Annotated in this window: 22 protein-coding genes and 1 pseudogene; 4 read left to right on the top strand and 19 right to left on the bottom strand. The window is 47.0% G+C overall.

The window, feature by feature from the left end; translation table 11 throughout:
• Positions 1-63 precede the first annotated feature (63 nt).
• From HMPREF3052_RS07610 to HMPREF3052_RS07560, 11 genes are all read right to left on the bottom strand, one after another.
• Positions 64-1,482 carry a sodium:proton antiporter gene (locus HMPREF3052_RS07610; RefSeq protein ID WP_070749390.1) on the bottom strand — a complete coding sequence of 473 codons (1,419 nt, stop codon included), beginning with the start codon at positions 1,480-1,482 and terminating at the stop codon, positions 64-66.
• 442 nt (positions 1,483-1,924) lie between these two features.
• Positions 1,925-2,284 carry a YbaN family protein gene (locus HMPREF3052_RS07605; RefSeq protein WP_070749389.1) on the bottom strand — a complete coding sequence of 120 codons (360 nt, stop codon included), beginning with the start codon at positions 2,282-2,284 and terminating at the stop codon, positions 1,925-1,927.
• 14 nt (positions 2,285-2,298) lie between these two features.
• On the bottom strand, positions 2,299-2,895 hold the full coding sequence (locus HMPREF3052_RS07600) for a DUF1415 domain-containing protein (RefSeq protein ID WP_070749388.1): 597 nt from the start codon (positions 2,893-2,895) through the stop codon (positions 2,299-2,301).
• A gap of 117 nt (positions 2,896-3,012) precedes the next feature.
• The gene (locus HMPREF3052_RS07595; protein WP_003684427.1) at positions 3,013-3,495 is read right to left on the bottom strand and encodes an Lrp/AsnC family transcriptional regulator; all 483 of its coding nucleotides are present in this window, start codon (positions 3,493-3,495) and stop codon (positions 3,013-3,015) included.
• Between the two features lie 393 nt (positions 3,496-3,888).
• A complete protein-coding gene (locus tag HMPREF3052_RS07590) occupies positions 3,889-4,347 on the bottom strand; it encodes a pilin (RefSeq protein WP_070749387.1) in 459 nt (152 codons plus the stop codon).
• Between the two features lie 113 nt (positions 4,348-4,460).
• Complete coding sequence (locus HMPREF3052_RS07585) at positions 4,461-5,006, bottom strand: pilin (RefSeq protein ID WP_070749386.1); 546 nt, start codon at positions 5,004-5,006, stop codon at positions 4,461-4,463.
• 791 nt (positions 5,007-5,797) lie between these two features.
• Positions 5,798-8,356: a [protein-PII] uridylyltransferase gene (gene glnD, locus HMPREF3052_RS07580; RefSeq protein WP_070749385.1), complete on the bottom strand. Its 2,559-nt coding sequence runs from the start codon at positions 8,354-8,356 to the stop codon at positions 5,798-5,800.
• 19 nt (positions 8,357-8,375) lie between these two features.
• Positions 8,376-8,672: a helix-turn-helix domain-containing protein gene (locus tag HMPREF3052_RS07575; RefSeq protein ID WP_003680870.1), complete on the bottom strand. Its 297-nt coding sequence runs from the start codon at positions 8,670-8,672 to the stop codon at positions 8,376-8,378.
• Positions 8,673-9,110: 438 nt separating this feature from the next.
• Entirely contained in the window at positions 9,111-9,551 is a 441-nt protein-coding gene (locus HMPREF3052_RS07570) for a TIGR01244 family sulfur transferase (protein WP_070749384.1), read from the bottom strand.
• A 32-nt stretch (positions 9,552-9,583) separates the two neighbouring features.
• A complete protein-coding gene (locus HMPREF3052_RS07565) occupies positions 9,584-10,291 on the bottom strand; it encodes a hypothetical protein (RefSeq protein WP_070749383.1) in 708 nt (235 codons plus the stop codon).
• Positions 10,292-10,357: 66 nt separating this feature from the next.
• Positions 10,358-12,109, bottom strand: a complete 1,752-nt coding sequence (locus HMPREF3052_RS07560; RefSeq protein WP_070749382.1) for a M61 family metallopeptidase — start codon at positions 12,107-12,109, stop codon at positions 10,358-10,360.
• Positions 12,110-12,441: 332 nt separating this feature from the next.
• Between HMPREF3052_RS07560 and ccoN the strand changes: the two genes are divergently transcribed.
• From ccoN to ccoP, 4 genes are read left to right on the top strand one after another with little or no spacing between them, the layout of a single operon-like run.
• Positions 12,442-13,875, top strand: a complete 1,434-nt coding sequence (gene ccoN / locus HMPREF3052_RS07555; protein ID WP_199904679.1) for a cytochrome-c oxidase, cbb3-type subunit I — start codon at positions 12,442-12,444, stop codon at positions 13,873-13,875.
• Between the two features lie 24 nt (positions 13,876-13,899).
• Positions 13,900-14,511 (top strand): cytochrome-c oxidase, cbb3-type subunit II, encoded by a 612-nt coding sequence (ccoO, locus tag HMPREF3052_RS07550; protein ID WP_063075589.1) that lies wholly within the window; start codon positions 13,900-13,902, stop codon positions 14,509-14,511.
• A gap of 4 nt (positions 14,512-14,515) precedes the next feature.
• Positions 14,516-14,713: a cbb3-type cytochrome oxidase subunit 3 gene (locus HMPREF3052_RS07545; protein ID WP_003748776.1), complete on the top strand. Its 198-nt coding sequence runs from the start codon at positions 14,516-14,518 to the stop codon at positions 14,711-14,713.
• The gene (gene ccoP, locus HMPREF3052_RS07540; RefSeq protein WP_083318806.1) at positions 14,713-16,056 is read left to right on the top strand and encodes a cytochrome-c oxidase, cbb3-type subunit III; all 1,344 of its coding nucleotides are present in this window, start codon (positions 14,713-14,715) and stop codon (positions 16,054-16,056) included. Before HMPREF3052_RS07545 ends, ccoP begins: the two co-directional genes overlap by 1 nt.
• A gap of 529 nt (positions 16,057-16,585) precedes the next feature.
• Here the strand turns inward: ccoP and HMPREF3052_RS07535 are convergent.
• The 8 genes and pseudogenes from HMPREF3052_RS07535 to HMPREF3052_RS07505 all read right to left on the bottom strand — a co-directional run bounded on the left by HMPREF3052_RS07535 (position 16,586) and on the right by HMPREF3052_RS07505 (position 24,356).
• Positions 16,586-17,206, bottom strand: a complete 621-nt coding sequence (locus HMPREF3052_RS07535; protein ID WP_070749380.1) for a DUF2238 domain-containing protein — start codon at positions 17,204-17,206, stop codon at positions 16,586-16,588.
• Positions 17,207-17,313: 107 nt separating this feature from the next.
• A pseudogene (locus tag HMPREF3052_RS07530) lies at positions 17,314-18,304 on the bottom strand (phosphatidate cytidylyltransferase).
• The gene (locus tag HMPREF3052_RS07525) at positions 18,301-19,008 is read right to left on the bottom strand and encodes a lysophospholipid acyltransferase family protein (protein ID WP_070749379.1); all 708 of its coding nucleotides are present in this window, start codon (positions 19,006-19,008) and stop codon (positions 18,301-18,303) included. The pseudogene HMPREF3052_RS07530 and the gene HMPREF3052_RS07525 overlap by 4 nt, the downstream one beginning before the upstream one ends.
• A 63-nt stretch (positions 19,009-19,071) precedes the next feature.
• The gene (locus HMPREF3052_RS07520; protein WP_070749378.1) at positions 19,072-19,446 is read right to left on the bottom strand and encodes a hypothetical protein; all 375 of its coding nucleotides are present in this window, start codon (positions 19,444-19,446) and stop codon (positions 19,072-19,074) included.
• A gap of 2 nt (positions 19,447-19,448) precedes the next feature.
• Positions 19,449-20,735, bottom strand: a complete 1,287-nt coding sequence (locus tag HMPREF3052_RS07515; protein ID WP_070749377.1) for a phosphatase PAP2/dual specificity phosphatase family protein — start codon at positions 20,733-20,735, stop codon at positions 19,449-19,451.
• 4 nt (positions 20,736-20,739) lie between these two features.
• Entirely contained in the window at positions 20,740-21,327 is a 588-nt protein-coding gene (locus HMPREF3052_RS11430) for a hypothetical protein (RefSeq protein WP_083318805.1), read from the bottom strand.
• A gap of 387 nt (positions 21,328-21,714) precedes the next feature.
• Positions 21,715-23,457 (bottom strand): bifunctional alpha/beta hydrolase/class I SAM-dependent methyltransferase, encoded by a 1,743-nt coding sequence (locus HMPREF3052_RS07510; protein ID WP_070749376.1) that lies wholly within the window; start codon positions 23,455-23,457, stop codon positions 21,715-21,717.
• Between the two features lie 98 nt (positions 23,458-23,555).
• Positions 23,556-24,356, bottom strand: a complete 801-nt coding sequence (locus tag HMPREF3052_RS07505; RefSeq protein WP_070749375.1) for a PP2C family protein-serine/threonine phosphatase — start codon at positions 24,354-24,356, stop codon at positions 23,556-23,558.
• Between the last annotated feature and the right edge of the window lie 191 nt (positions 24,357-24,547).

The raw sequence follows: 24,547 nt of genomic DNA, 5'->3' as shown, positions 1-24,547 counted from the left end.
ACGCTATATTTGATGATATAGCTAAAAATAAAAGGCCGTCTGAATTTCAGACGGCCTCTAAGTTTAAAAGAGCTGCCAAACGAAGAAAACCATCGTATGCAGGGCAAACAGCGGTACCAATACAATCACCGACCATGCCATATAGCCGAAGAAGGAAGGCATCGGTACGCCGCGTTGTTCGGCAATGGCTTTGACCATGAAGTTCGGCGCATTACCGATATAAGTGAGCGCACCCATGAATACGGAACCCATGGATACTGCCAGCAACGAATGGAACAGATGGCCTGTCATCAAAGCTTGGGCATCGCCACCGGCCATATTGAAGAATACCAAATAAGTCGGCGCGTTATCCAAGAATGCCGACAAAATGCCGCTCATCCAGAAATACATCACATTAATCGGATTGCCTGCCGCGTCGTGAACCAAAGAAACAACAGAAGCCAATGCGCCTGTTTCGCCGGCTTTTAAAATAGCCAAAACAGGCGAAATGGTAATGAAAATACCCAAAAACAGTTTGCCCACTTCGGCAATCGGCTCGAAGTTGAACTCATTACCTGCGCGTACCTGTTTGGGCGTGATAATCCAAGATACGGCGGTCAAAGCCAGCAAAATGCCATCGCGCATCAGGTTTTGCAAGGCATAATGGCTGCCCAAGATTTCAAAGCCCGGATGATTTGGTTTCCACAAACCGGACAGCAAAACTGCGCCGACTACGCCGGCCAGTAACAGAAAATTCCATTTGCCGTAGATTTTGACTTTGTCTTCTTTATCGGAAGGAGCAGGAGCAAGGTGTTCGCTTTGTTCACGGTTGAAGTGTCGGCTGTCGATGATGTAGAAAACGGCCAGCAAAACCACAGAACTGATCAATACAGGAATCAGCATGTGTTTGACCGTCCACATGAAATCTACGCCTTTCAGGAATCCTAAGAACAGAGGAGGATCGCCTAAAGGAGTCAGACCGCCGCCGATATTCGCCACCAAAAAAATGAAGAAAATCACGATGTGAACGCGGTAGTGGCGTTTATGGTTGGCTTTCAAAAGCGGACGAATCATCAACATCGCCGCGCCTGTCGTTCCCATGATGGAAGACAAAGCCGTGCCGACTGCCAACAGGGTTGTGTTCAATTTAGGCGAACCATGCAAATCGCCGCTGACAAAAATACCGCCTGAAATGGTATAGAGCGCCAAAAGCAACAGGATAAAGGGGATATATTCTTCAACCAAAGCATGGGCAACGGTATGTACGCCAGCTCCGAAACCAAAGGTTACGATAAATGGCGTTAAAAACAGCAGTGTCCAAAACGCTGTAATTTTGCCGAAGTGATGGTGCCAAATACGGGAGAAAAACAGAGGTCCGAGTGCAATAGACAAGAGAATCAGCGCAAACGGCAGACCCCAAAGCAGGCTTGCGGATGAGCCGTCAAAATCGGATGCCGCAGCAGGAAGGGCGGCAAAAAGCAGTAGAAATGAGAGATAGCGCATAGTATTTCCGTTTTATTCTGTTGCGCCGTGAGAAACTTCGTTGAGAAAGCACGGCGGTGAAATATTCAGGCCGTCTGAAAATATCCGGACGAACTGCGCGGTGGTGTCAGGGGAAAGTATAACGCAAAGCAAGTGTTAAGGGACGGTTTAGAGTGTTGGAATCAAAAGAAATGTTGATACAAATAAAGAAATAAAAGGGAGGGAAGTAGTCGAAAGTAGTAAAAAAATGATTTTGAAACAGGAGTTTGAAATCTTGAAAAGAATGCTATCGAAAAAATACTTTGAATTAATTTTAGCTAAAATTTACATTTGATTGAATAAATGGAGGCCGTCTGAAAAATGAGGATGAAATAGGGTGTTTTGGTTCTTGCTGATTGTTTTAATGGATAAATTGGGTGTGAAAATAAAAAACAGGTGAGCGAAAATGCCCACCTGTTTTATTTTATGCCTCCGGCCGTAACCACATCCACACTGCCACGCAACTACAGAAGACTGATGATGCGGCACCAATCCACCAGCGTTCCGGAAATTGCCAAAACATAAACAGGCAAGAAAGGGCCATCATGCCGATAGCGAAGAACTTTGCCTTGCGCGGCACGGCGCCGTTATTTTCCCAGTTTTGTATGATTGGACCGAAATGGCGGTGATGATACAGCCAATTGTGAAAGCGCGGCGAAGCTTTTGCCCAGCAGGCGGCGGTCAATAAAATGAAAGGCGTAGTCGGCAGTAATGGCAGGAAAATGCCAATAATGCCCAAGACGAGCGACAATGCGCCGCAAAAAATCAATAAATAGCGAACCATATTCCCGTCACCAATTATTTGTTTTCAGACGGCTTGTGATGCGGAAATGGACAACGCGGAATGTCTAATTTATCCCAGCCCTCATTCCCCATTTTTTCCAGCAGCGCGATATTGCGGTCGAAAATTGCCGAGGCATCAGGAAATGCTTCAGCGGCTTTGGCAATACTGTCTTCACGAATCAGATGCAAGGTCGGGTAGGGCGAGCGGTTGGTGTAGTTGCTGATGTCGTCGGCTTCCGTGCCTTCAAATTGGAAATCAGGATGGAACGGTGCAATTTGGACAATGCCTTCCAATTCGTTTTCTACAACGGCATCGTCGGCAATTTCCAGCACTTGGTTGAAGATTTCAAAATCAGGGAATAGCGTCGGATGAACCAGTAAAGTGGTTTCCAATTCCGAAGCGGGCGTATTGCCCAAAAGCTGCAATTCACGATCCAAATCTTCAAGAAAACCGTCCAAATGACGGGCTTCGCTGACAACGACGCGAACCAGGTTTTTAACGTGCGGCGCTTTGGCAAACGGGCAGAGATTCAGCCCGATAACGGCTTTTTCCAGCCATTGCTTGGTATGTTCTGAAACGGTATCGATATCGAGATGGGCGGTGTCAGTCATAGTAAAAGCTTATGTGAATTATTCTTAAAAAGTATACAAGTGTATGGGTGTTAAAGCAAACCATTGGAATTTAAAAGGCCGTCTGAACAACAGACGGCCTTTATCAGTTTTAAATCATCAATCCTGAACCAAATGAACCAAAGGCAGAGCGGTCGTGTTTTTAATTTCTTTCAACACAAAACTCGATTGCGCATCTTGCACGCCGTGGTGCGAAAGCAGCGTATCCAAAACAAAATGGGAAAACGCGTTCATATCGGTAAAAAAGGCATGGAGCAGATAGTCGGTTTCACCCGTTAAAGCAAAGCAGCTCAATACTTCCGGCCAAGCGCGGACAGATTCGGAAAAATCCTCGCGCGCATCTTTTGCCTTGCTAATCGATACACGGATAAAAGCCTGCAAGCCCAAGCCCAAAGATACGGGAGAAAGCTGGGCAGCGTATTTTTGAATAATGCCCGCATCTTCAAGCTGTTTGAGACGGCGCAGGCAGGGAGAAGGGGAGAGCGCCACCTTTTCAGAAAGCTCAACATTGCTCAACCGCCCATTTTCCTGCAAAACCTGCAGAATCTTTAAATCCGTTTTATCCAAGTTTAGATGAGGCATGATGGTTCTCCCAGTGTAGGTAATGTATGTTTTAAAAATGAAAAATACTTAAAAATAAAGACTTGTATGGTTAAATTATATATTGAGTTCAGATAGGCGACAAATTGTCTTATAAGGAGTGTTGCGAATTTGTTTTATGTAGTGGTGAAAAGATGAAGGCCGTCTGAAACTAATCAAGACCAAAGTTTTATGTCATATTAGGATTGGATATAAAGAGGCCGTCTGAAAATGAATTTCAGACGGCATTTATTTTCGTAATGTGATCATTCAGGCTCTTAATGACCGTGTTTTGGAGAGTTTTGTTCTTTTGCTTTGATTCGTTTTCCGCGTTTGTATTTGGCTTTGTTTGGGGTGTTTTCTTCGCAATGTATTTTTGTGTTTTGGGAAATAAGCTTACAGGCTCTGTTTGCAGGATACAGGAAGGAAGTGTGTATCCATGGTGCCACCGCAAGACCAAACTGTTGTGCCTTTAGTAGCACCTGTTTTTGCAAAACTTGGTGTCAGGTGGATTTCGGTATTCTTCACAGGAACAGCAGCTTGATTACCGATGGCGACAACAATAGTGCCGTTATCTTCAATACGGACAATCTTTACATAGTTACCGACTTTATTGTCGTCTGAAGCGAGTTGCTTGATATTGAGGTCAAGCGGCAAGCTGCCTTTATTTGCATAGGCTTCTTCAACATAGCTTTTCATGCTGCCGGCCAGCATAATGCCTTCTGCTACTTGTGCTCTGGCAACATAGTTTTGGTATGCAGGAAGAGCCGCTACTGCCAAAATGCCGATAATGCCGATAACAATCATCAACTCAATCAGGCTAAAGCCGATTTGGGCTTTGCGTAGTTTTTTCATTTTTTTGAGTATGTCGTTTTCTTATTTTTATTTTATAAAGCAAATCCCATAATCCTTATGGGATTTGCTTTGAGTCGAATATCTTTTGTTAGATATTTAAATTAACCACCTGTTCAAGAACCACCTGTTCCAGAACCACCTGTTCCAGAACTACTTGTAGTAGCATCAGGACGGCAAGAGGAAGGCAAGAATTTTGTAGCTACGCCATCTGTTCCGCCTGGAGTACTACAAGTCCAAGTAAAAGAGCCGTTAGCAGTTGCACTGGCAGTTGTACCAGGAGTAGCACTGGCAGTGGCAGTAGTGGCATGAGGAGTAAGGGATACAGTTTTGCCTTCAATTTCCTTATTTACGTTATTACTTTTCATTTTGGCAGTAATAACACCGTTACCACCGACTGCTACTTGTTCAACATATTTACCTTTAATATCGGTAGCAGCTGCAATACCAGCCTCTGTATTACTAGTAGGCCATTTACCTTTATCTGCATAGTATTCAACAACAGCAGACTTTTGACCTTCCATCAATAAGATGGCTTCAGAAACTTGGGCACGTGCAGTGTAGTCTTGGTATGCAGGCAGGGCGATAACTGCCAAGATGCCGAGAATCGCGATGACGATCATCAATTCGATCAGGGAGAAACCTTTTTGGATTGCTTTCATTGTTTAAAATTCCAGTTTTAAAGTGTGAATAATTGTGTTTAAGTAAAAAATCCGTAATGTGCTTGGCACTATGTATTATGAGTAAACCATAAGTAAGAAGGAATATACAGCTTCCGTCGGGCTTGCTGCTTTGAGGCTTGAGCCTTATCGGATGTGTTATTACAAGCAGTCAGTGTGCCAAGTGTGCAAAACTGATTAGAAAATTTATTTTTTATTTTTTGTTTATTGTTTTTATTGGGATTATTTTTTAATTTTAAATTTTGTGAGGTTTTGTTTGAAAGTTTCAGGATTTTAGGGAAATTAGGGGGTTGACGTTTTTTGTCAGTTTTGTGTTTTTTGTGACAGAGAGTGTGTGCAAGTTTGGGTATGTGACGTTTTTCGTCAGAAATTAAGCTTGATTCAATAATATGTTAATTGATTTAGATAGACGGTATTTTTATGGATTAATAGGTGAGTTTAATATTTTGTGATTTTATTTTTTTGTTTTTTATGGGTTTTATTTTTTATGCGTATTTTGTTTGAATACGGATAAGGAGAAAATTTGGAAGGAAGGATTTTTGAAGAGGGTTTGGCGTAATAGGTGAATGAAATTTTCCCATTAGAATTATATTCATATGGGTTATGATTTTTGAATGTAGTTTTGTGTCAGAAGGAAGTTCTGGTTTCGAATTTTAAGGCTTTGGATTTCTTGAGTGTTTTAGAAGGGTATATTCAAGATGTTTATATTTTTGGGTGCGATTAGGGTGAGCAAAAAATGCTCACCCTATGTTTTTAAGATGTTCAGACGGCCTTTATGGGGTCAAGACTTCGATCAATGCCTGTTTTAGGGTGTTTTGGGTTTGCGGGTCTTGTAGGGATGGGCTGTAGGTAATGAAGCTGTCCTCAATGCGCTGATCCAAGGTGGTGATTTTGGCGTAGCGCAGGCTGATGTTGTGTGCAAAGAAGGTCTCGGCGATATCGGCGAGGAGATGGGGGCGGTTGACGGCGGTGATGTCTATGGTGTGCCAGCCGGGATAATCTTCTTCGGGGGTGATGATTACGGTAGGCGGAATGGGAATGTGGCGGATGCGGCGGCTGATGTGCGGGCGGCCGCTTTGTTTTTGGACGGTGGTATTGCCGTGGATGAAGCTGTTGAGTTCGGCTTCGAGTGCGCTTTGACGGTCGGGATATTCTTCGGGCGGGAGATTGTCGGGAAGTTGCAGGATAAAGGTGTCAAGGATGTAGTCGTGCTCGGTAATAAAGGCACGGGCGGCTTGGATGTCGAAGCGGTGGCTGCTGAAGATGCGGCAGAGGCGTGCGAAGAGGCGGTCGCCATTGGGCATGAATACCATGACTTGAAGGCTGTTGCTTTGGGGGAGGATACGGCTGCGGACGGCCGGACTTTGGGTGTCGTAGGCGAGGTTTGCGGTGTGCCAGAGGATTTCCCGCGTCTGATGGCGGACGTAGTATGCGCTGCCGAGGATGCGGCGGAGTTTTTGTTGGTTTTTGAGGGGAACGGCCGCGCGTGTGAGCTGATCGGTCGAGGCTTGTTCGCGTCGGTTGGGGAGGCGTTCGGGATCGTGGTGTTTGCTGTTTAAAACGGCGGCGGTGCTGTGGTAGAGGGTTTGGAGCAGACTGGCGCGCCATGTGTTCCAAAGTTTGGGGTTGGTGCCGCGGATGTCGGCAATGGTAAGCAGGTAGAGTGCGTCGAGGTATTCGCGCGTGGGAATACGGCGGCAAAAGGCTTGGAGGACATGGGGATCTTGGATGTCTTCTTTTTGGGCAACGGTGGACATGAGCAGGTGGTTTTCAACCAGCCATGCGAGGAGGTGGCTTTCTTCTTCGGTGTAGTAGTGGTTGGCGGCGAATTGTTGTGCGTCTTTGATGCCTTCTTTTGCGTGATCGCCGCCACGGCCTTTGGCGATGTCGTGCAGCAGGGCGGCGGTGTAGAGGACATGCGGTCTTGGGTAGGCCTGCATGATGGCGCTGGCCTCGGGCATTTCGTGGCTGTGGGTTTCGATGGCGAGACGGCGCATATTGCGGACGACGGTCAGGATGTGGTCGTCTACGGGGTAAATATGGAAGAGGTCGTGTTGGAGCAGGCCGGTGATTTTTTCCCATGCGGGGAGATAGCGGCCAAGTACGCCGTAGAGGTTGAGAAAACGGAGGGTTTGGGTAAGGCCGGTGCCGTGTTTGAAGAATTGGATAAAGCGGCGGCGGTTTTCTGGATTTTGGGTGAAACGGGTGTTGATTTTTCGTGTGGCCGCCCACCATGCACGCAGGGTTTGCGGCTCGATGGTGGTGATGTTTTGCTCCTGCATGGTTTGAATGATGGTGAAGATGTGTTCGGGATTTTGCTCGAACAGGGCAAGGTCGTTGGCGGCGATTTGGTGGCCGATGCGTTTGTAGTGGCTGTCGATGGGGTGGATATGTTGGGGACGGCTGGAGGTTTGATGGTTTTTAAGAACCGGAATGAGGATGCCGTTGAGTTGTTTGATGGCTTTAGTGGCACGGTAGAAGGTGTGCATTAGGGCTTCGCTTCGGCCGCGGATGTCGGGTTGGGTATAGCCTAAGCTTTCGGCAACTTGGGACTGGTAGTCGAAAAGCAGCCTGTCTTCGGGGCGGTCGGCAGTAAGGTGGAGATGAATGCGGATGTTGGCGAGCCGGCGGTAGCCATGGGCCAACATACCGGCTTCGGTGCGTGTGAGGACGCCGGCAGTAACAAGGGCGGTGGGGTTGCTGTCTATGCCTTGTGCTTTGGCTGTCCAAATCAGGGTGTGGATGTCGCGCAGGCCGCCGGGGCAAGTTTTGATGTTGGGTTCGAGTTGTGCGCCTGTACCTTGGGATTTGGTATGGCGTTGCTCCATTTCGAGGAGTTTGGCTTCGATAAAGGCGGCTGTGTCGCGGCGTGTGTTGAGTTTGTTTAGAAGTTGGGCGGTAAGGTTGGCATTGCCTTGTAGGTGGCGTGCTTCTAGAAAGGCGGTTTCGCCGGTAATGTCGTTTTGGGTGCTTTGGAGGATTTCTTCTATGCTGCCGCTTTTGATGGCCGGATTGAGGCGTGCGTCCCAAAGGGTTTGGATAAATTGGGCGGTTTGCTGTTGCAGGCCGTCTGAAAAAGGAGTGGAGGAAATAATTGCTAAGTCCCAGTCGGAATGGGGATAGAGTTCGCAACGCCCAAAGCCGCCGATGGCAATGAGACTGATGTCGTTGCTGTCGGGGAAGTGGATTTGCCAGAGGGTTTGTAGCAGGGTTTCGGCAGCGGCGATATGGTCGCGGAAGTAAGCGGTAGGGCGGTTGTTTTGGCGGTAGGCAGTTTCTGCTGCGACTTTTTGCTGCTGGTAAGTTTGGATGGCTTGTTGGGCGGCGGTCATGATGGTATCTGGTTGTGAATTAGGCTTGGGTATCCGCAGGCTCGGTCATTTGGCGGAGCATTTCTTGCGGTGGAAGGAGGAGTTTGTAAGGGGCGATTTTGAGTGCGGATGCGATTTTTTCGATGTTGGAAAGGGCGATGTTCCAGCGTTTGCGCTCAACGGCGGAAACGTAGGTACGGTCGAGTCCGCATTGGCGTGCCAGTTCTTCTTGCGACCAGCCGTGATTGACGCGATAGAGGCGCATGTTGTAAGCGATAACGGCGCGGAGGTCTTGCGGATCGGGTAGGCTTGGAGGGGGAGTGAGTTTGTTGACCATGGTATTTTGAGTTTGTGGTTTGAACGATAAGGGGATTTTATACTATTTTTGTGAGGGGAAAGGAAAGGCCGTCTGAAAGTTTTCAGACGGCCTTAAAGAGGGTAGGTATAAAAAAAAGGGGGTGGCTTTCGGCCACACCCAAACACACACACATCAAGAGGAAAGAAAAATCATTTAATAAGAGAGCTGGCTCTTATAGAGGAAAACTGGAGGATTAGGGCTTGACCCTGAAGCATTGAAAGGCATTATAAATGAAAATAGGGTTGGGGTATTGATACAGGTCAATTCGGGCTTGATTTAGAAAATATATTTTTAGGATAGTGGAAATAAATTAAAAATAAGGTTTGATTGTGAATAAAAGTCATTAGGCCGTCTGAAAAATGGGTTTCAGACGGCCTGATTGGTTTAAAGGCTGCTACTTACTATATAAATTAAGTATTAAGCCAAACCTTTATTTTTGGCTTCTTGCAGGCGGGCTTCAAAGTTGCTGAGATTGACGCCTGCCTGTTCGGCTGCGGCAACTACTTCGGCTACAGATGCGCCGTGTTGTACTTGATGATAACCCCAAAGCAGGGAGCAGCGAGTGCCGGTACGGCAGAAGGCAAGGATAGGAGCCGGAGATTGTTGCAACAGATTTTGGAAGGCTGCAACATCGACTGCGTTGATTTGAGGCGCAACAACGGGCTGGTGTGAGAATTGGTTGATGCCGGTCTCTTTAAACCAGTTTTGCACTTCGGCAAAAGCCGGTTGGTTTTCTTCTTCGCCGTCCGGGCGGTTGCAGATGACGGTTTGGATGCCGAGACGTACGGCTTCTTGGACATCGGATTCGGTCAGTTGGGGGGCGATATAGAGGGTGTCGGTCAGTTTACGGATGGGCATAGTTTTTCCTTTTCTAAGTTTGATGATGGATGTTATTGCTTTTGAGGTTTCAATAAGGCTTGTTCCAATAGTTTTTTATTTGCTTTGGATTGGTTTTGTATATATTTACGGACAATATTGTCGATCGTCGAGTCTTGCTCCATATTGGAGCGAGTTGACCAAATGGCAGAAGCAAGCATGAGGTCTACATGATTTGGATGCTGTTCGGCTGCTGTTTGGGCTTTAATAATGTAGTCGAGAATGCGTTCAACAGCTTTAGGATTGCCGGTTGCATAGTAGGTTACCCATAGAAAATCTAGTGATGCAGGAGAAACCATTGGTTCTTGAAGTGGATGGAAGGTTTTGATTTGTTCAATTTCATTTTTAAGTGCGGCATCTAATGTCAGGCTATTAAGACATGTTTGGGCTTGAGGTGTACCTGTCATTGCGAGAGTATAGGCAGCAAAAGTTTGTGCATTATCGTGGTAAGTACGAATTTTGTTACACCAAGCTGTGCTGACTTGAGGATACTTTTGTAAGACTTGGCTGGCCCAAGCAATAGTGGTATGGCGCGTGAGATTGGCTTTGACTATGCCGTCCAGTAAGTTAACCGCGCGTGTATCAGAAGGGTTTTTGTAGAAGACGGCAACTTCTTTGCTCAGCTTCTCGGTTGGAAGCTTTTCTGTCGAGGTAGTGGTAGGTTCAGCCGCGGAATGCAAGCTGATAAATAGGACAAGTGTCCCGATAAGAAGTTTTTTCATGGCTGTTCTTTCAAGTGAGATATTTTCAAATTGTCTTGTGTAGAGATAGTTGGTTAAAAATAAGATTTAGTCATTATAAAGCCAGTTTTCGAGTTTTGGGCGATCGGTAATGTGCAGCAGGGCAGTATTGGCTTCTGCTGCTTGAACTGTGATGCTAGTTTCGCGCAACAGGCCTTGGCGGAAGAAATGGATGGTGGTGCGCGTGCCGATAGGCAGTTTGCTCCACTGCGCTGCAAGGTCGTTGCAGGCATATCCGCCTAAGGCGATGATTTTGTCTTGCGGGCAGAGTCCGGCATTTTCTGCGCTGCCGCCATTAAATACATGAGTCAGGATAGCGTGGTCGCCGTTTTGTTTGAAACGTGCGCCCAAATCATTGGCGGGGGCAACCGATTGGGGTTCGCTTGTAAATGCTCCGCCGTGCTGGCGTGGCAGGGGGATGAAGTCGAGTTTGACACCTACGCTTTGCAGACATTCTGCGAGCGGAAGGTCTTCGGTGCTGTATAAGGCCGTCTGGAAGAAGGTTGCTAAATCTAAACCGGTCATTTCTTGGCAACGGGTTTGCCAGTGTTTTTCGGGTATGCCTTGATGGGTGTTGCACCAATCGCGATAGTGTTGCTGCATCACGCTGTCGAGGGTGTATTTGCCTTGGCTTTTTTCACGGATGATGAGGTCGAGGCAAAGTGCGGCCAGTGCACCTTTTTGATAGTAGCTGATGATGGCGTTGGGGCTGTTTTCGTCTTGTTTGTAGAACTTGTCCCACGCGCTGAAACTGGATTGGGCAAGTGTTTGTTTCAGACGGCCTTGTGTCTGCTGTACGCGTGTGATGCCTTGTGCAAGCAGGGTAAGGTAGGCTTCGGGGCTGATGGTTTTGCTTCGGGCTAGAAAGAGGTCGTCGTAGTAGGAAGTAATGCCTTCAAATGCCCAAAGTTGCTCGGTGTAGTTTTCTTGGTCGAGATTGTAAGGTGCGAAGACAGCCGGTTTGATGGATTTGACGTTCCATGCGTGGAAGTATTCGTGGGAGAAGAGGCCGAGTAATTCGGTATAGGCTTTGTCGGCTTCGCCCATGTCGTAAGATGGCAGACTGTGGCGGTCGGCGAGTAGGGCAGTGCTGCTGATGTGTTCCAGTCCGCCGTAGAGGTTGTCGCCCAGATGTAGTAGGAAAAGGTATTCGGTAAACGGGGCAGGGGAGGGGAACATCGCCAACTCGATTTCGCAGATTTTTTGAATATCGGCGAGGAAGCGGGCGCGGTCGAAATCGGGGTAGATACCGCTTAATGCAATACGGTGGGGAATGCCTTGTGCTTTAAAGTCAAGGAATTCGATGATGCCTGTTTCAACGGGGTGATCAATAAGCTCGGCATATGAGGCCGTCTGAAAAGTGGTCGCTGAAATTTGGGGCAGGGTTGTGGCTATTTGCCATGTGTGTGGCAGGGTAGGAAATTCGACTTGGTGCGGTTGTTCCTCTTGTCCGTGTACTTTTAAGAAGAGGCATGCGCCATCGAAAAAGCCACGCTCGGTGCTGAGGAACGAGCCGCGAACTGATAAGTCGAATGCGTAGACGGTGTAGTAAATTTCCCACGCTCCGCTGAGGGCCGGGGTTTGCCAATGGTTTTTGCTGGTTTGCGTCAGTGGCTGGGTTTTGCCGTTGCAACGCGCGCTGATGTGTGTGATGTGGCGGGCAAAGTCACGGATGAGGTAGCTGCCGGGAACCCAGTTTGGTAGGCTGATTTCTGTTTCATAATCATTGGGTTGGGTGAATGATAAGGTGATGTGCCATTCATGAGACAGAAAGTTAGGGGTAATTTTGTAATTAATCATAGCTATCGTATAGTTTGCTAAAGTTTATTAAGAATAAGTGTTTTAAAAGGTTAGGTTTAATCTATATCAATAAATTTGTACGAAAAAGGGGGCTTGAAAAAATACTGTGCCCGATTTATTGGATATGTTTAAATAATTTATTGATTATAAAAGAAATGAGATTATGCCTCACTAAAGGTTTTATGCAATATGGAATGTAATTTTGCTTGGCATGTTGTGGTGTCTATGTTAAATTTAGAAAAATTTGAGCCTTAGCTGTATTGCGCTTTTCATAAACGTAAGGGTTGGGGTGAGATAAAAATTTTTTATACCCATAATTTATGGAGACTTCCATGGACACACAAACTTATAACTACAAAGTGGTGCGCCAGTTCGCCATCATGACTGTAGTTTGGGGTATTGTGGGCATGTTGGTCGGTGTAATTGTAGCCGCCCAATTATTTGCTCCATCCCTTGATTTATCTGAAATTGGACCTTGGTTCCACTTTGGCCGCCTGCGTCCGCTGCATACCAATGCGGTTATTTTTGCATTTGGTGGTTGCGGTCTGATTGGTACATCATACTACGTTGTTCAACGTACATGTAATACCCGTCTGTTTGGCGGTTGGTTGCCTGCATTTACCTTCTGGGGTTGGCAGGCTGTCATCGTGGCTGCGGCTATTAGCTTGCCTATGGGTTATACCCAAGCTAAAGAATATGCTGAATTGGAATGGCCTATCGACATCCTGATCGCTTTGGTTTGGATTGCTTACGCCATCGTATTCTTCGGTACGATTGCCAAACGTAAAATCAAACACATTTACGTTGCCAACTGGTTCTACGGCGGCTTCATCTTGGCTGTCGCACTGTTGCACATCGTCAATAACATCAGCATCCCTGCCGGTCTGATGAAATCTTACCCCGTTTACGCTGGTGCAATCGATGCGATGGTTCAATGGTGGTACGGTCATAACGCGGTGGGCTTTTTCCTGACTGCGGGCTTCTTGGGTATGATGTACTACTTCGTACCAAAACAAGCAGGCCGTCCTATTTACTCTTACCGCTTGTCCGTTGTTCACTTCTGGGCTTTGATTTTCACTTATATGTGGGCAGGTTCTCACCACTTGCACTACACCGCATTGCCTGACTGGACTCAATCTTTGGGTATGGTATTGTCTTTGATCCTGTTCGCACCTTCTTGGGGCGGTATGATCAACGGTATCATGACTCTGTCTGGTGCATGGGACAAACTGCGTACCGACCCGATTTTGAAATTCTTGATCGTATCTCTGTCCTTCTACGGTATGTCTACCTTCGAAGGTCCGATGATGTCTATTAAAACAGTTAACGCTCTGAGCCACTATACTGACTGGACTGTTGCACACGTTCACGCCGGTGCATTGGGTTGGGTAGGCTTCGTAACCATCGGTTCCGTTTATTACATGATCCCTCGCCTCTTCGGTAAAAACGAAATGTACAGCACCAAATTGGTTGAAGCGCATTTCTGGATTGCAACCATCGGTGTGGTTCTGTATATCGCCGCGATGTGGATTGCCGGTGTGATGCAAGGCCTGATGTGGGGTTCTTTGAACGAAGACGGCACACTGACTTATTCCTTTGTCGAATCTGTAAAACGTACCATGCCTTACTACATGATTCGTTTCACCGGCGGCCTGCTGTACCTGAGCGGTATGTGCATCATGGCATATAACGTTTACCGTACTGCTATCAGTGGTAAAGCAGTTGATGCTGAGATTCCTGCGGTTTCTCAAACTCAACACCACTAATGACAAGAAAGATAGGCTACCAAAATGAAATTACAACAATTAGCTGAAGAAAAAGTCGGTGTACTGATTGTATTCACCCTGCTTGTAGTCAGCGTCGGCCTTCTGATCGAGGCCGTCCCGCTGTTCTTCTCCAAGGCAGTTACTGAACCTGCGCCAGGCGTGAAACCATATAACGCCTTGCAAGTGGCCGGTCGTGATATTTACGTACGCGAAGGCTGCTACAACTGCCACTCTCAAATGATTCGTCCATTCCGTGCAGAAACTGAACGTTACGGCCACTACTCCGTTGCCGGTGAGTCTGTTTATGACCATCCGTTCCAATGGGGTTCTAAACGTACCGGTCCGGATTTGGCTCGTGTCGGCGGCCGTTATTCCGATGAATGGCACCGCATCCACCTGCTGAACCCGCGCGACGTCGTGCCGGAGTCTAATATGCCTGCATTCCCATGGCTCGCACGCAATAAAGTCGATGCCGAGGCAACTGTGGCGCATATGAAAGCCCTGCGTAAAGTGGGTACACCTTACAGCGATGAAGAAATTGCCAAAGCACCTGAAATGCTGGCCAATAAATCAGAGCTGGACGCTGTTATCGCCTACCTGCAAGGCTTGGGCTTGGCATTGAAAAACGTAAGGTAACATCATGGACGCTAACTGGGCTCGCTCGCTCTTTACTGTTTGGGTATTCATCAGCTTTATTTTAGTCCTCTATATTGTGTTCAATAGACGCAATAAGAAAAACTATGATGATGCAGCCAGCAGTATTTTCGATAATGACGAGCAAAGGCCGTCTGAAAAGGACGATCAAGCTCAGTCAGTCCGTGATCACGGAGCAAAATAATGAACACAACATCCCAATTTACCAGTAGTTTCTGGAATATATATATTGCCGTTATCGTCGTGCTCAGCTTCATCGGCCTGGCTTGGCTTCTGCTTTCGCAAAATGTTGTGAAACGCCCTAAAAAAGGCGAAGAAGTAAAAACCACGGGTCATGAGTGGGACGGTATTTCGGAGTACAACAACCCTCTGCCACGTTGGTGGTTTTGGCTTTATGTCTGCACATGGCTGTTTGGTGTCGGCTACCTGATTATGTATCCCGGTATCGGCGATTACAAAGGCCTGTGGGGCTGGAGCAGCCATGGTCAATATGAAGAAGAAGTTGCCAAAGCCAATCAGCAATACGGTAAAGTGTATGCTAAATTTTCCAATATGCCGATTGAAAAAGTGGCTAAAGATCCTGAAGCCCGTGCTATTGCACAAAACCTTTTCAATACCTACTGTATCCAATGTCACGGCTCAGATGCCAAAGGCTCTAAAGGCTTCCCAAATCTGACTGACGACGACTGGTTGTGGGGTGGTGAACCTGAAAAAATTCAGGAAACTATTGAAAAAGGCCGTACTGCCGCCATGCCTGCATGGGGTCCTGCTTTGGGTGAAGAAGGCGTGAAAAACGTAACACAGTATGTTATGTCTCTTTCTAAACCTAAAGGTCAATACGACGAAGAACGTGCAGAACGCGGTAAAGCCCTGTTTAGCGGCCCACCTGCCAACTGTTTCACTTGTCACGGCGACAAAGGTCAAGGTATCCAAGGTCTTGGTCCGAACCTGACTGACGATGTATGGTTGTGGGGCGGTACTCAAAAAGCGATTACCGAAACCATTACCAACGGCCGCAGCAGCCAAATGCCTGCTTGGGGTCACTTCCTCGACAAAGACAAGCTGCACATCATGACTGCTTACGTTTGGGGTATGTCTAACAAAGACGGTAAAAAAGCTCCTGCTAAAAAAGCTGAGCCTGCTCAAGCTGCTCCAGCAGCCGAAGCATCAGCCCCTGCAGCTGACAGCGCAGCATCTGCCGCTCCTGCTTCAGATGCTAAAGCTGCTCCGGCTGCTGAAGCCAAACCTGCTGAAAAAGCAGAAGCGGCTCCGGTTAAGGTAGATGGCAAAGCTGTTTTTGAAGCCAACTGTAAAACATGTCATGGCGGTATGATTCCAGGCGCTCCTGTCGTAGGTAAAAAAGAAGACTGGGCTCCTCGAATTAAGCAAGGTAAAGACACTTTGCACAAACATGCTATTGAAGGCTTTAATTCTATGCCGGCTAAAGGCGGTAATGGCAGCCTGAGTGATGATGAAGTTAAAGCAGCTGTAGACTTTATGGCAAACGAGTCTGGCGCGAAATTCTAATTTTGAGTCAGATTGAAAAAAAGCGTACCTAGAAAGGTACGCTTTTTTATATTTGATAAAACCGTATGGAAAAACATACAAAAGGCCGTCTGAAACATTCAGACGGCCTTTTGTTTTAAACCTAGATTATTCAATTTAAAATAGATGTACTACGGTTCAGGAACTACTCACCGAAAGATTATTCGATGCTGTCGAGTAGTTTTGGGTGATTGTTCCCAATTTCGTATTACTTTCAATTTGTGGTTAAAAAAGGTGTCATGATCTTCTATACGCATCATCATACGCATAGAATCTATACCGTTGTCGGCAAATCTTAGATCAGGCTGGCCGACAAAATTGTTTCTAATGAAGCTTTCTATATTGGCAGTAGCCGCACTTTGATATTGGTATCTAAACCATTACATTCAAATGGGTGACCGACAACCTGCTCCAATTATTGTCAACCAATGTTCCAACATACCAATAGAAAAATGAAAAAGGCCGTCTGAAAATCTGGTTTCAGACGGCCTTTTGCTGTAAAGGGGTAGATTTAAGAGAAACCCAAGCGTTTATCGGGTCGGGTAAATACAAAAATAAACAGAGCAGTTAACGCGCCCAAAGTATCGGCAAGCATGTCTTTTTGCGCGTCCCAAATATCGCCTTGAGAGCCCAAGAACTCCAGTCCGGCCTCTCCACCATCGATGACGGCATATTGCCATTCGATGATTTCATAGGCGGCGGCCACACTCATAATGAAGAACAGGGAGAAAAATAAGGCCAACGGCAAATTGCACAGCTTGCGGCGCAGCAGCCATTCAGCCATCGGGTAGGCATAAAAGCCGATGATGTAATGGGCAATACGGTCGTAATGATTGCGGTTTTCGCCCAAAATTGGCTCGACAAAGCGGTTGATGGATTCAAACGGTACATCGGCAAAAGTGTAGTATGCACCGATGGAATGCATGATCAGCCAAAAACTCATGAATAAGTAGGCCAGGTTGCTGAAGCGGAAAATGCGGTAGGTGGCAACCAAAAGGAAGAATACGGATGCTACGGGAACGATTTCGGCGTACCAGACTGCGCGGTCATGGGGATTGATGCCTGACCAAACAATGAGGGCGAAGATAATCGCAGCAAGAAAAATGGGAAAGATTGGAGAGGGTTTGTTCATGTTGTGTGTATGTAATAACAATGTCGCGTATTGTATAACGAATCGGCAGGGCTGGTAGTTTTAGACATTCAAGGCCGTCTGAAAACAGCTTTCAGACGGCCTGAAGTTTAGCCGTTCCAGAAATAACGGGTGATGTGGAAAAACACGGGTGCGGCAAAACAAATTGAATCTACGCGGTCAAGCATGCCGCCGTGTCCGCGTATCATATTGCCCCAGTCTTTGACACCGTAATCGCGTTTGATGGCAGACATAACCAGGCCGCCAAAGAAGCCCATCAGGCAGACGATAAAGCCGATAACGGCTGCTTGGCCGTGGGAGAACGGTGTAATCGGTGCCATCAGCGCGGCAATGGCCGTGGCCGATAAAATACCGCCGACAGTGCCGGAAATGGTTTTGGACGGGGAAAGCGAGGGCATGATTTTTGCACCGCCAATCAGTTTGCCCCAAACGTATTGCAATACATCCGATACTTGCACCACGCCAATCAGGAAGATCAGCAACAGGATATTGTTGCTATTATCGAAGCCGTCCAAGTCTAGAAACATCAGCGCCGGAACATGGGACAGACAGAAGATGCAAATCATCGCCATCCATTGTGTTTTGGCGGCGCGTTCCAAAAAAGTGCGCGGTTTGGCCGCTGAGGCTGGCAATAATCGGCAGTATCAAAAAGCCGTAAACCGGAATAAAAATGCTGAACATGCCGTACCAGCCGTTATAGACGAAATAGTATTGCACCGGCAGCAGCAGGTAAAAGCAGATCACCATGCTGTAATAGTCGCTGCGGCGGCGATAGACGAGGGTCATAAATTCGCGTAGTGCGGCAAATGAAATCAGGAAAAACAGTACAACTGTCCCGATTTTTCCGAACCAAAACGCGCCCAGCAACACCAGCGTCATCAGCCACCATGCGTAAATGCGGGCGTTAAGGTTGGCGATGGTGGCATTATCTGTGCCATTTTTGCGCTTGAGCCATTGTCCGATGATGCTGGCAAAACACAATACGGCAAATACGCCGACAAAAATATAGCTGGCTTGCGGAGTCAGATGAGCGGCGGCCTGTTCGACAATGATTTGTTGGGAAGTCGTAGAAAGGCTCATGCTTGTCCTCCTTTGTTTTGATGAACTTCAGATTCATTTTGGCGAAGTTCGCTGCGGTCGTTTTCAGACGGCCTGAGTGCCAGCAACGCTTCACGGCTGCGTGTCAAAAAGCTGTCTTTGTCTTCGTTTTCCTGCAAGGTAAGCGGTTGTCCGATATGGACTTCACACAAAAGCGGGATAGGCAGGATTTTGCCTTTGGGCAGTACGCGGCTGATGTTGTCTATCCAAATCGGCACAAATTCGGTATTGGGTTTGCTTTTCGCCAGATGATAAATGCCGGACTTGAACGGCAGCAGGATAGTGTTGTCGTCAGTATTACGCGTGCCTTCAGGGAAAATAATCAGGGAATCGCCTGCGTTCAGTGCGTCTTTCATCTGTTCGGTAATTGCTTGCGGATTATCGCTATGGCGCGGAATCAGCAAGGCGTTGAAAACGTTTTGAATGATGAAGCGTTTGAGTTTGCTTGTCAGCCAGTAATCCGAACCGGCGACTGGGCGCGTGGACAAGCGCCAGCGGCGGGGTAGGGAAATCCACACCAGCACAAAATCGCCATGGCTGCCGTGATTGGCATAATAGACCTTTTGGTGCTGATTGAATGTCAGTTCGTGCGGACTTTTAGGACGGACGCCCGTAAGAAAAGAGACCGACAGACACAAGGCTTGGTCGGTCAGCCAGGCAAGTTGTTTTTTGAGGAAGTTTTTCATTGTTTCTGCCTTTGGGAGTGAGATACCACTAAGGATTTGGTTTGGGTAAATCAGCAAAAATAATCAAATGCTTTGGATAAGCAAAATTAAAAATTGTGCGGCGGTCAGGTATAAGCTTTTGCGCCATAAGGAAAGTGCGCCGTTTATCCGTTGGGTCAACGTACGGCTGCCTGAAATTTGATGTAAACTGTTTTGTTGTAAGGATTGGTCGAAGTCTTCAGGAGAGTAGTGGTTGTCGGCAAAGTCTTGGAACACGCGGTGGTCGAAGTGAATGCGGATATGGCAGTACAGCAAAACCGCTGCCAAGACAAGTTGCACCGCAAACCATGCGCCGCCATATTTTGCCGACAAGGCGAGCAGCAAGGCGTTGCAGGCGGCAACATAATGTGTGGTAGAGAGCAGGTGGGCAGTAATACGGCTGTCGGTTGCGTTGTTCATCATTATCCTTGTTTTAAACGGTTGGCAGCAGCTTCGACTGCTTTGGCAGTGGCCGGCGATAATACCATTTGCGGCCGAACCTGTTGGAGTTCGGCCTTCGCTTGCGCCAAGTCTTTGCAGCCACCATAGACCAGCAGCCACGTCAGCACCACTGCGGCACTTCTTCCATAACCCAAAGCGCAGCATACCAGCACTTTGCCGTGTTTTCGACGCAAGGTTTCCAATATCAAGGCCGTCTGAACCAAATCATTTTCAGACGGCGTTACCATATCCAGTAAAGGCAGGGAGCGATATTCTCCTTGATAGCTACGGCAGGGATATTCGGCGCATACATCCAATACGGCAGGCAGATGGTTTGAAATCCCCAAAACGCTGCCAATCAATACATCATTGCGGACTTGTGCCGTTTTCGCCTTACCGCGTAACCAATACGCCATGTTTAGCCATGCACCCACAAGATAAGGCAATAGTAAAACCATTGCTGCCGCCGATAATTTACCGTTAGCCTGTTTTTGGAATATGTTTGCATTTCCAGTCAAATGGGCAAAGGCCACCATCAGCAAAGACACGCTAATCCATATCAACCACAGCCACGCGCCACCCAGCAGCGCAGGTAAAGCCATCAAACACGCGCCAAGAAAATACAGCAACGCAATCTTTCTTGAGCGTACATCACTTGAGCCTAGTCTTAACGGCGAAGTCATCTGACGCGGGAAAGCCCACAACACCAGCCAGCCAAGCAATGCTCCAGTCGGCACGTCAATAAAATGATGTTGATAAGTCGTCAATACCGACAAGGCAATCAGGCTTTGCCATAAGAAAAGCGGCAGGCGGATTTTGGGAAAGCGCGTCCAATAAAATGCACCCACGATAATCGCCAACGCGATATGCAAAGATGGTGCTTGGTTGTACGGCAAATCAAATGCAGCCAATGAATCAAACAGCCAGCCTGACAACCCATCGGCAGGCGGTTTAGGCCACCCGAAACGCAGCGGAAACAGTACAAAGCAAACAGTTGCAATCAGTTGGGCGGCTACAAGGTGCGCTACATATCGGTTTTGTTCATGTGTATCACGGCAAAGAAAAAATGCCGCGGTATACATCAGGTTTAGCGACCAATAAGGCACAATCGTCCATGCCCAAAACGGAATATTGCTCTCCCATGTAAAAGCGATTTCAGGCACATAGTCCAGCGACGCCGCGTAATGGTTGGAGAGGCCGTAGCTGGTGTAAAACAGGATACCGACTAAAATCAGCTTGAGCAGGGAGGTTTTGAGGGTGGGTTTCATGGACTTATTTTGGACATCTCAATTCATCGCCGTATTGATCGGAGCGAAGGCAGGATAAAGCGTTTTCTTTTGGATGGTAGCGGAATTCCTGCCACGGACCATCTGTTGAAACGGCTCGCCAGTGATGCTGTGAAGATTGGTATTGTTTCAACGTGCCGTGTGCTCCTTTGATACAAAAATTCTGTATCTTGCCTGCTGCCAATATTCCGCGTTGTCTATTGATCGGTGTTGTAAATAAGGCAATAAGCCTAGGCACATCAGCATTTGGGGAAAATTTCATTTTGACGTAGCCGTATCTTTCATTGGATTCGATGGTCAAAGCAGATAAGGGTTGTCCGAAAGCAACAGAATTTTTCAATTCGATAATTAATACTTCACTTCCTGATGCCGTCTGCTTGTTATGGCTACGGAGAACGGATGTACGGTATTTCGTAGGTAGTCTGTCTATTTCAGACTTTTCATAAGGCAGGGCTTCTAAATCAAAAGTACAATCTCGTTTCATAGATTGCAATAATGGTGTCCAGTCAACCGCAGCAGCATGGCAGATAGCTGAAAATGTGGAAACAAGCAGTAATGTAAGTAACTTTAGCATTATGGGATTTCAACTTATTGAAATTTGAGCAAGCGCTCCCGAGAATTTCTTTGTATATTGGTATATCGTATATTTTTTCGGAATAGGTAAGATATATGTTCTACTTTAAAAGTGATGCAATGATGGCTCCGGATAGTCTATTCCAAAAATCACTTTTTTATTTTGTGGAGTAATACCAAATAAAACTCATATTTGGCTGTTATTTCAATAGAAATAACTAGACGACTTCTGAAGTCATAGGTATTGACAAAGCATAACCACTTCATCATGAAAAACGACGAATCTGTTTACATCAATCTTTCATTCAAAGCGAACGATTTAAGCATCATTGAGGCCGTCTGAAAACCGGAACAAGGTTCAGACGGCCTTTTTTTGCTATTATCTTTATTATTTCTTCACTGCCAAGCTCACGGTGAAAATACCGTCTTCGTCTATCCATTGATGGATTTTTTCAAAACCGGCTTTTTCAACCAACTGATCCATTTCCTGCTGACTGCGGCGGCGCATTACCCAGTTTGGGCTGCCTGCTTTGTGGCTGGTCAGGGCGCGGGCAATCATTTCCAGTTGCGGATGCCACGGCTGGCCGGTGTAGATCAGGTAGCCGCCGGTTTCAATAGCTTCGCCGAAACCGTAGAGCGAGTTCAAAATCAAATCGTTGTCGGCAAACAATTCATGTAGGCCGGAGACGATGCCCAGCGTTGGACGTGGCTGTAAATCGTGATAATTGGCGCGGTCGTAGGCATTGACTTCATTGAAGGTTACCGTCTCTTGCAAGCCGCGCTCGGCAATCAGTTTGCGTCCGGCTTCAACATTAATCGGACTGTAATCGCGCAAGCGTACGGAATCAGGCAATGTGTCGGCAGTTAGGGCATCCAATACATAGCGGCCATGACCGGACGCGATATCCAAAACGTGTACCGGTTTGCCTGCTTCACGCAGTTTGGCTGAGGCCGTCTGAATGGCTTTGCCGATATTGACTTTGCGTTGGCGAATGCCGCGCCAGCCGATGGCGTTGAGATAGTATTTGTCCACCCATACACCGAAAGCATTGCTGCCTTGCGGTTGATTGCGGTAGACGTAATCCAGCGTGCTACCCGAATCAAAACCTGTTTCTTGACCGATTCTCAAACCTTCACTCCAGCGCGAACCCAGTTTGAGCGAGGCGCGATATGTTGCCCAAAATGCGCCGCGAGGCGTACAAACAGGCAAAGGTGTAGCCAGTTCGTCAGCTTCGCGACGGCTGTCTCCAAATAAGTGCGCTTGAGTCAGATCGACTTGTTGCAAAGGCTGATTGAAACGCTCGCGGATAAAACGGCGCATTTCAACAAACGCGATTTCACGGTTTTGCTCGCCTAAAGTATCGTGGTAGAAACCGGGCAGGATATGGCGTTCTTTAATATGGCTGCCCAAACAGTTGTAGAAATCGTGTTGCGGTTTGTGATGAACAACCCAATCGCTGCCTGAAATCAACAGTTGTACAGGCGTAGTAATGGCTTGTGCATCGGTAACCACACGTTCGGCCGCTTCATATAAACCCAGCAGGATGCGTACAGAAATAGCGCGGGCAATAAGCGGATCATTGTCGTAGCTTTTTTGACGTTCGACATTGTGGGTCAGATAGTGGGCTTTGACGTAGCTGTTGACAAAGAAATTGCCGCGCCATTTTTGCATGATTTTCAAACCGGTACGGGCAAACGGAACATAGAGTTTGACTTTGAACGCAGGCGAAGCCAATACGGCGCAACGGATTTTCGGTGCGTAATCGTGCAACCAAGTAGAAACCAATACCGCACCGACACTTTGCGCAATCACGCAGATGTTTTCAGGTTTGATGCCGTATTCGCTTTGGATGTGTCGGATAAAATCATCTACGTCTGCAACCGAAGTGCCGATACTCGGACTATCGCCGCGTTCACCGGGGCTGTAGCCATGACCGCGCGCATCCCAAGCAAAATAGGCAAAATCGTTGAAACCCAGTTCATCCGCCACAAACATCATCCGGCCAGAATGCTCATGTCCGCGATGGAACAGCACAATGGCTTTGTCGGAAGAACCATCGGCAGCAGGGCGATAGCGGTAGAAAAGCGAAGTACCGTCTTGGGTAGAAAAGTATTTTTGCTGTTCGGACATGAGAAACTCCTAATAGTCATGTTTTTTGAACAGTATCATGACATATCGGACGAATGCAATGATGGAGAGAAATGGTAAAAGATGGTTTCAAATTTCACTTAAAACGGATGACAGTGATTGTTAAAAGGTTGGATAGAGGGTGTTTGGATAATCTTACAAACTACTACCGACATATCATCATAAACTCTTTGTTTCGCAATTAATTTACGAAACACAGTCAGACGGGACTTATCGTTATCATATTGTTGCCAAATTTTTTCTCTTATTTCTTCTGAAAGAGCATCACTTAGGCCGTCTGAACAAAGCAGCAGGCTTTCTCCTGCTTTAAGCGTAAGTTCGATATGGCACATTTTGTCTTGGAATTCGGAATAATCTGCTACTAGATAAGAAGAAACGCCGCCATATATGGTGGCGAACCCTTCTTCTTTTTTATCCGACAAACCATCCAGCAATTCGGAGAGTATCGAGTGATCTTGGGTCAGTTGCTTCCATGTTCCTTGTGTATCAATCAAATAGGCGCGGCTGTCGCCTACGCTGATGATTTTGGTTTGGCCGGTGGTTTGGTCGATTTCTGCGGCAACAAAAGTGGTTGATGAACCAAAATAATCCTCTGCCAACTCTTGAGATAAAGCGGCTTGTACATGATTGATGGTTTGACGGCTGAGTTTGGCTGTACGGCTTAATAGGTGCATGGCTGATTTGCTGGCTTTTTCGGGATGATTGCTATTGGAAATACCGTCGGCTATCCCGATGATAAAGCGTGGACGGGTTTCAAGACGTGTTTCAGCGGTTTTGAGTTTATATTGAAACACTTGTTCGCCGTTAAAAAGGGCATCTTGGTTGTGTTGTTGGTTGCTGCCGATTTGTTGGCAGAAGGTGATTTCGCAAAATTTGTTCATGATTTGTCCATTTGTTGGGTGAATATTCGCTGCAGGCTTTTCATCGTTTCTAACCCTCCGGATTTACATTTGTGCAATACGTTTGAAATTTGATGATTAAGAATCAAGGCCGTCTGAACAGTTTTCAGACGGCCTTTACTGTGTTTAACCAAGCACTAATTAACTGCTAATTTTGTCATGTTTTAATACAT

The sequence above is a fragment of the Neisseria sp. HMSC056A03 genome (assembly GCF_001815685.1).
In the GTDB taxonomy this organism is placed as follows: Bacteria; Pseudomonadota; Gammaproteobacteria; order Burkholderiales; family Neisseriaceae; genus Neisseria; species Neisseria subflava.
This window is presented reverse-complemented; position numbering and strand designations above follow the sequence as displayed.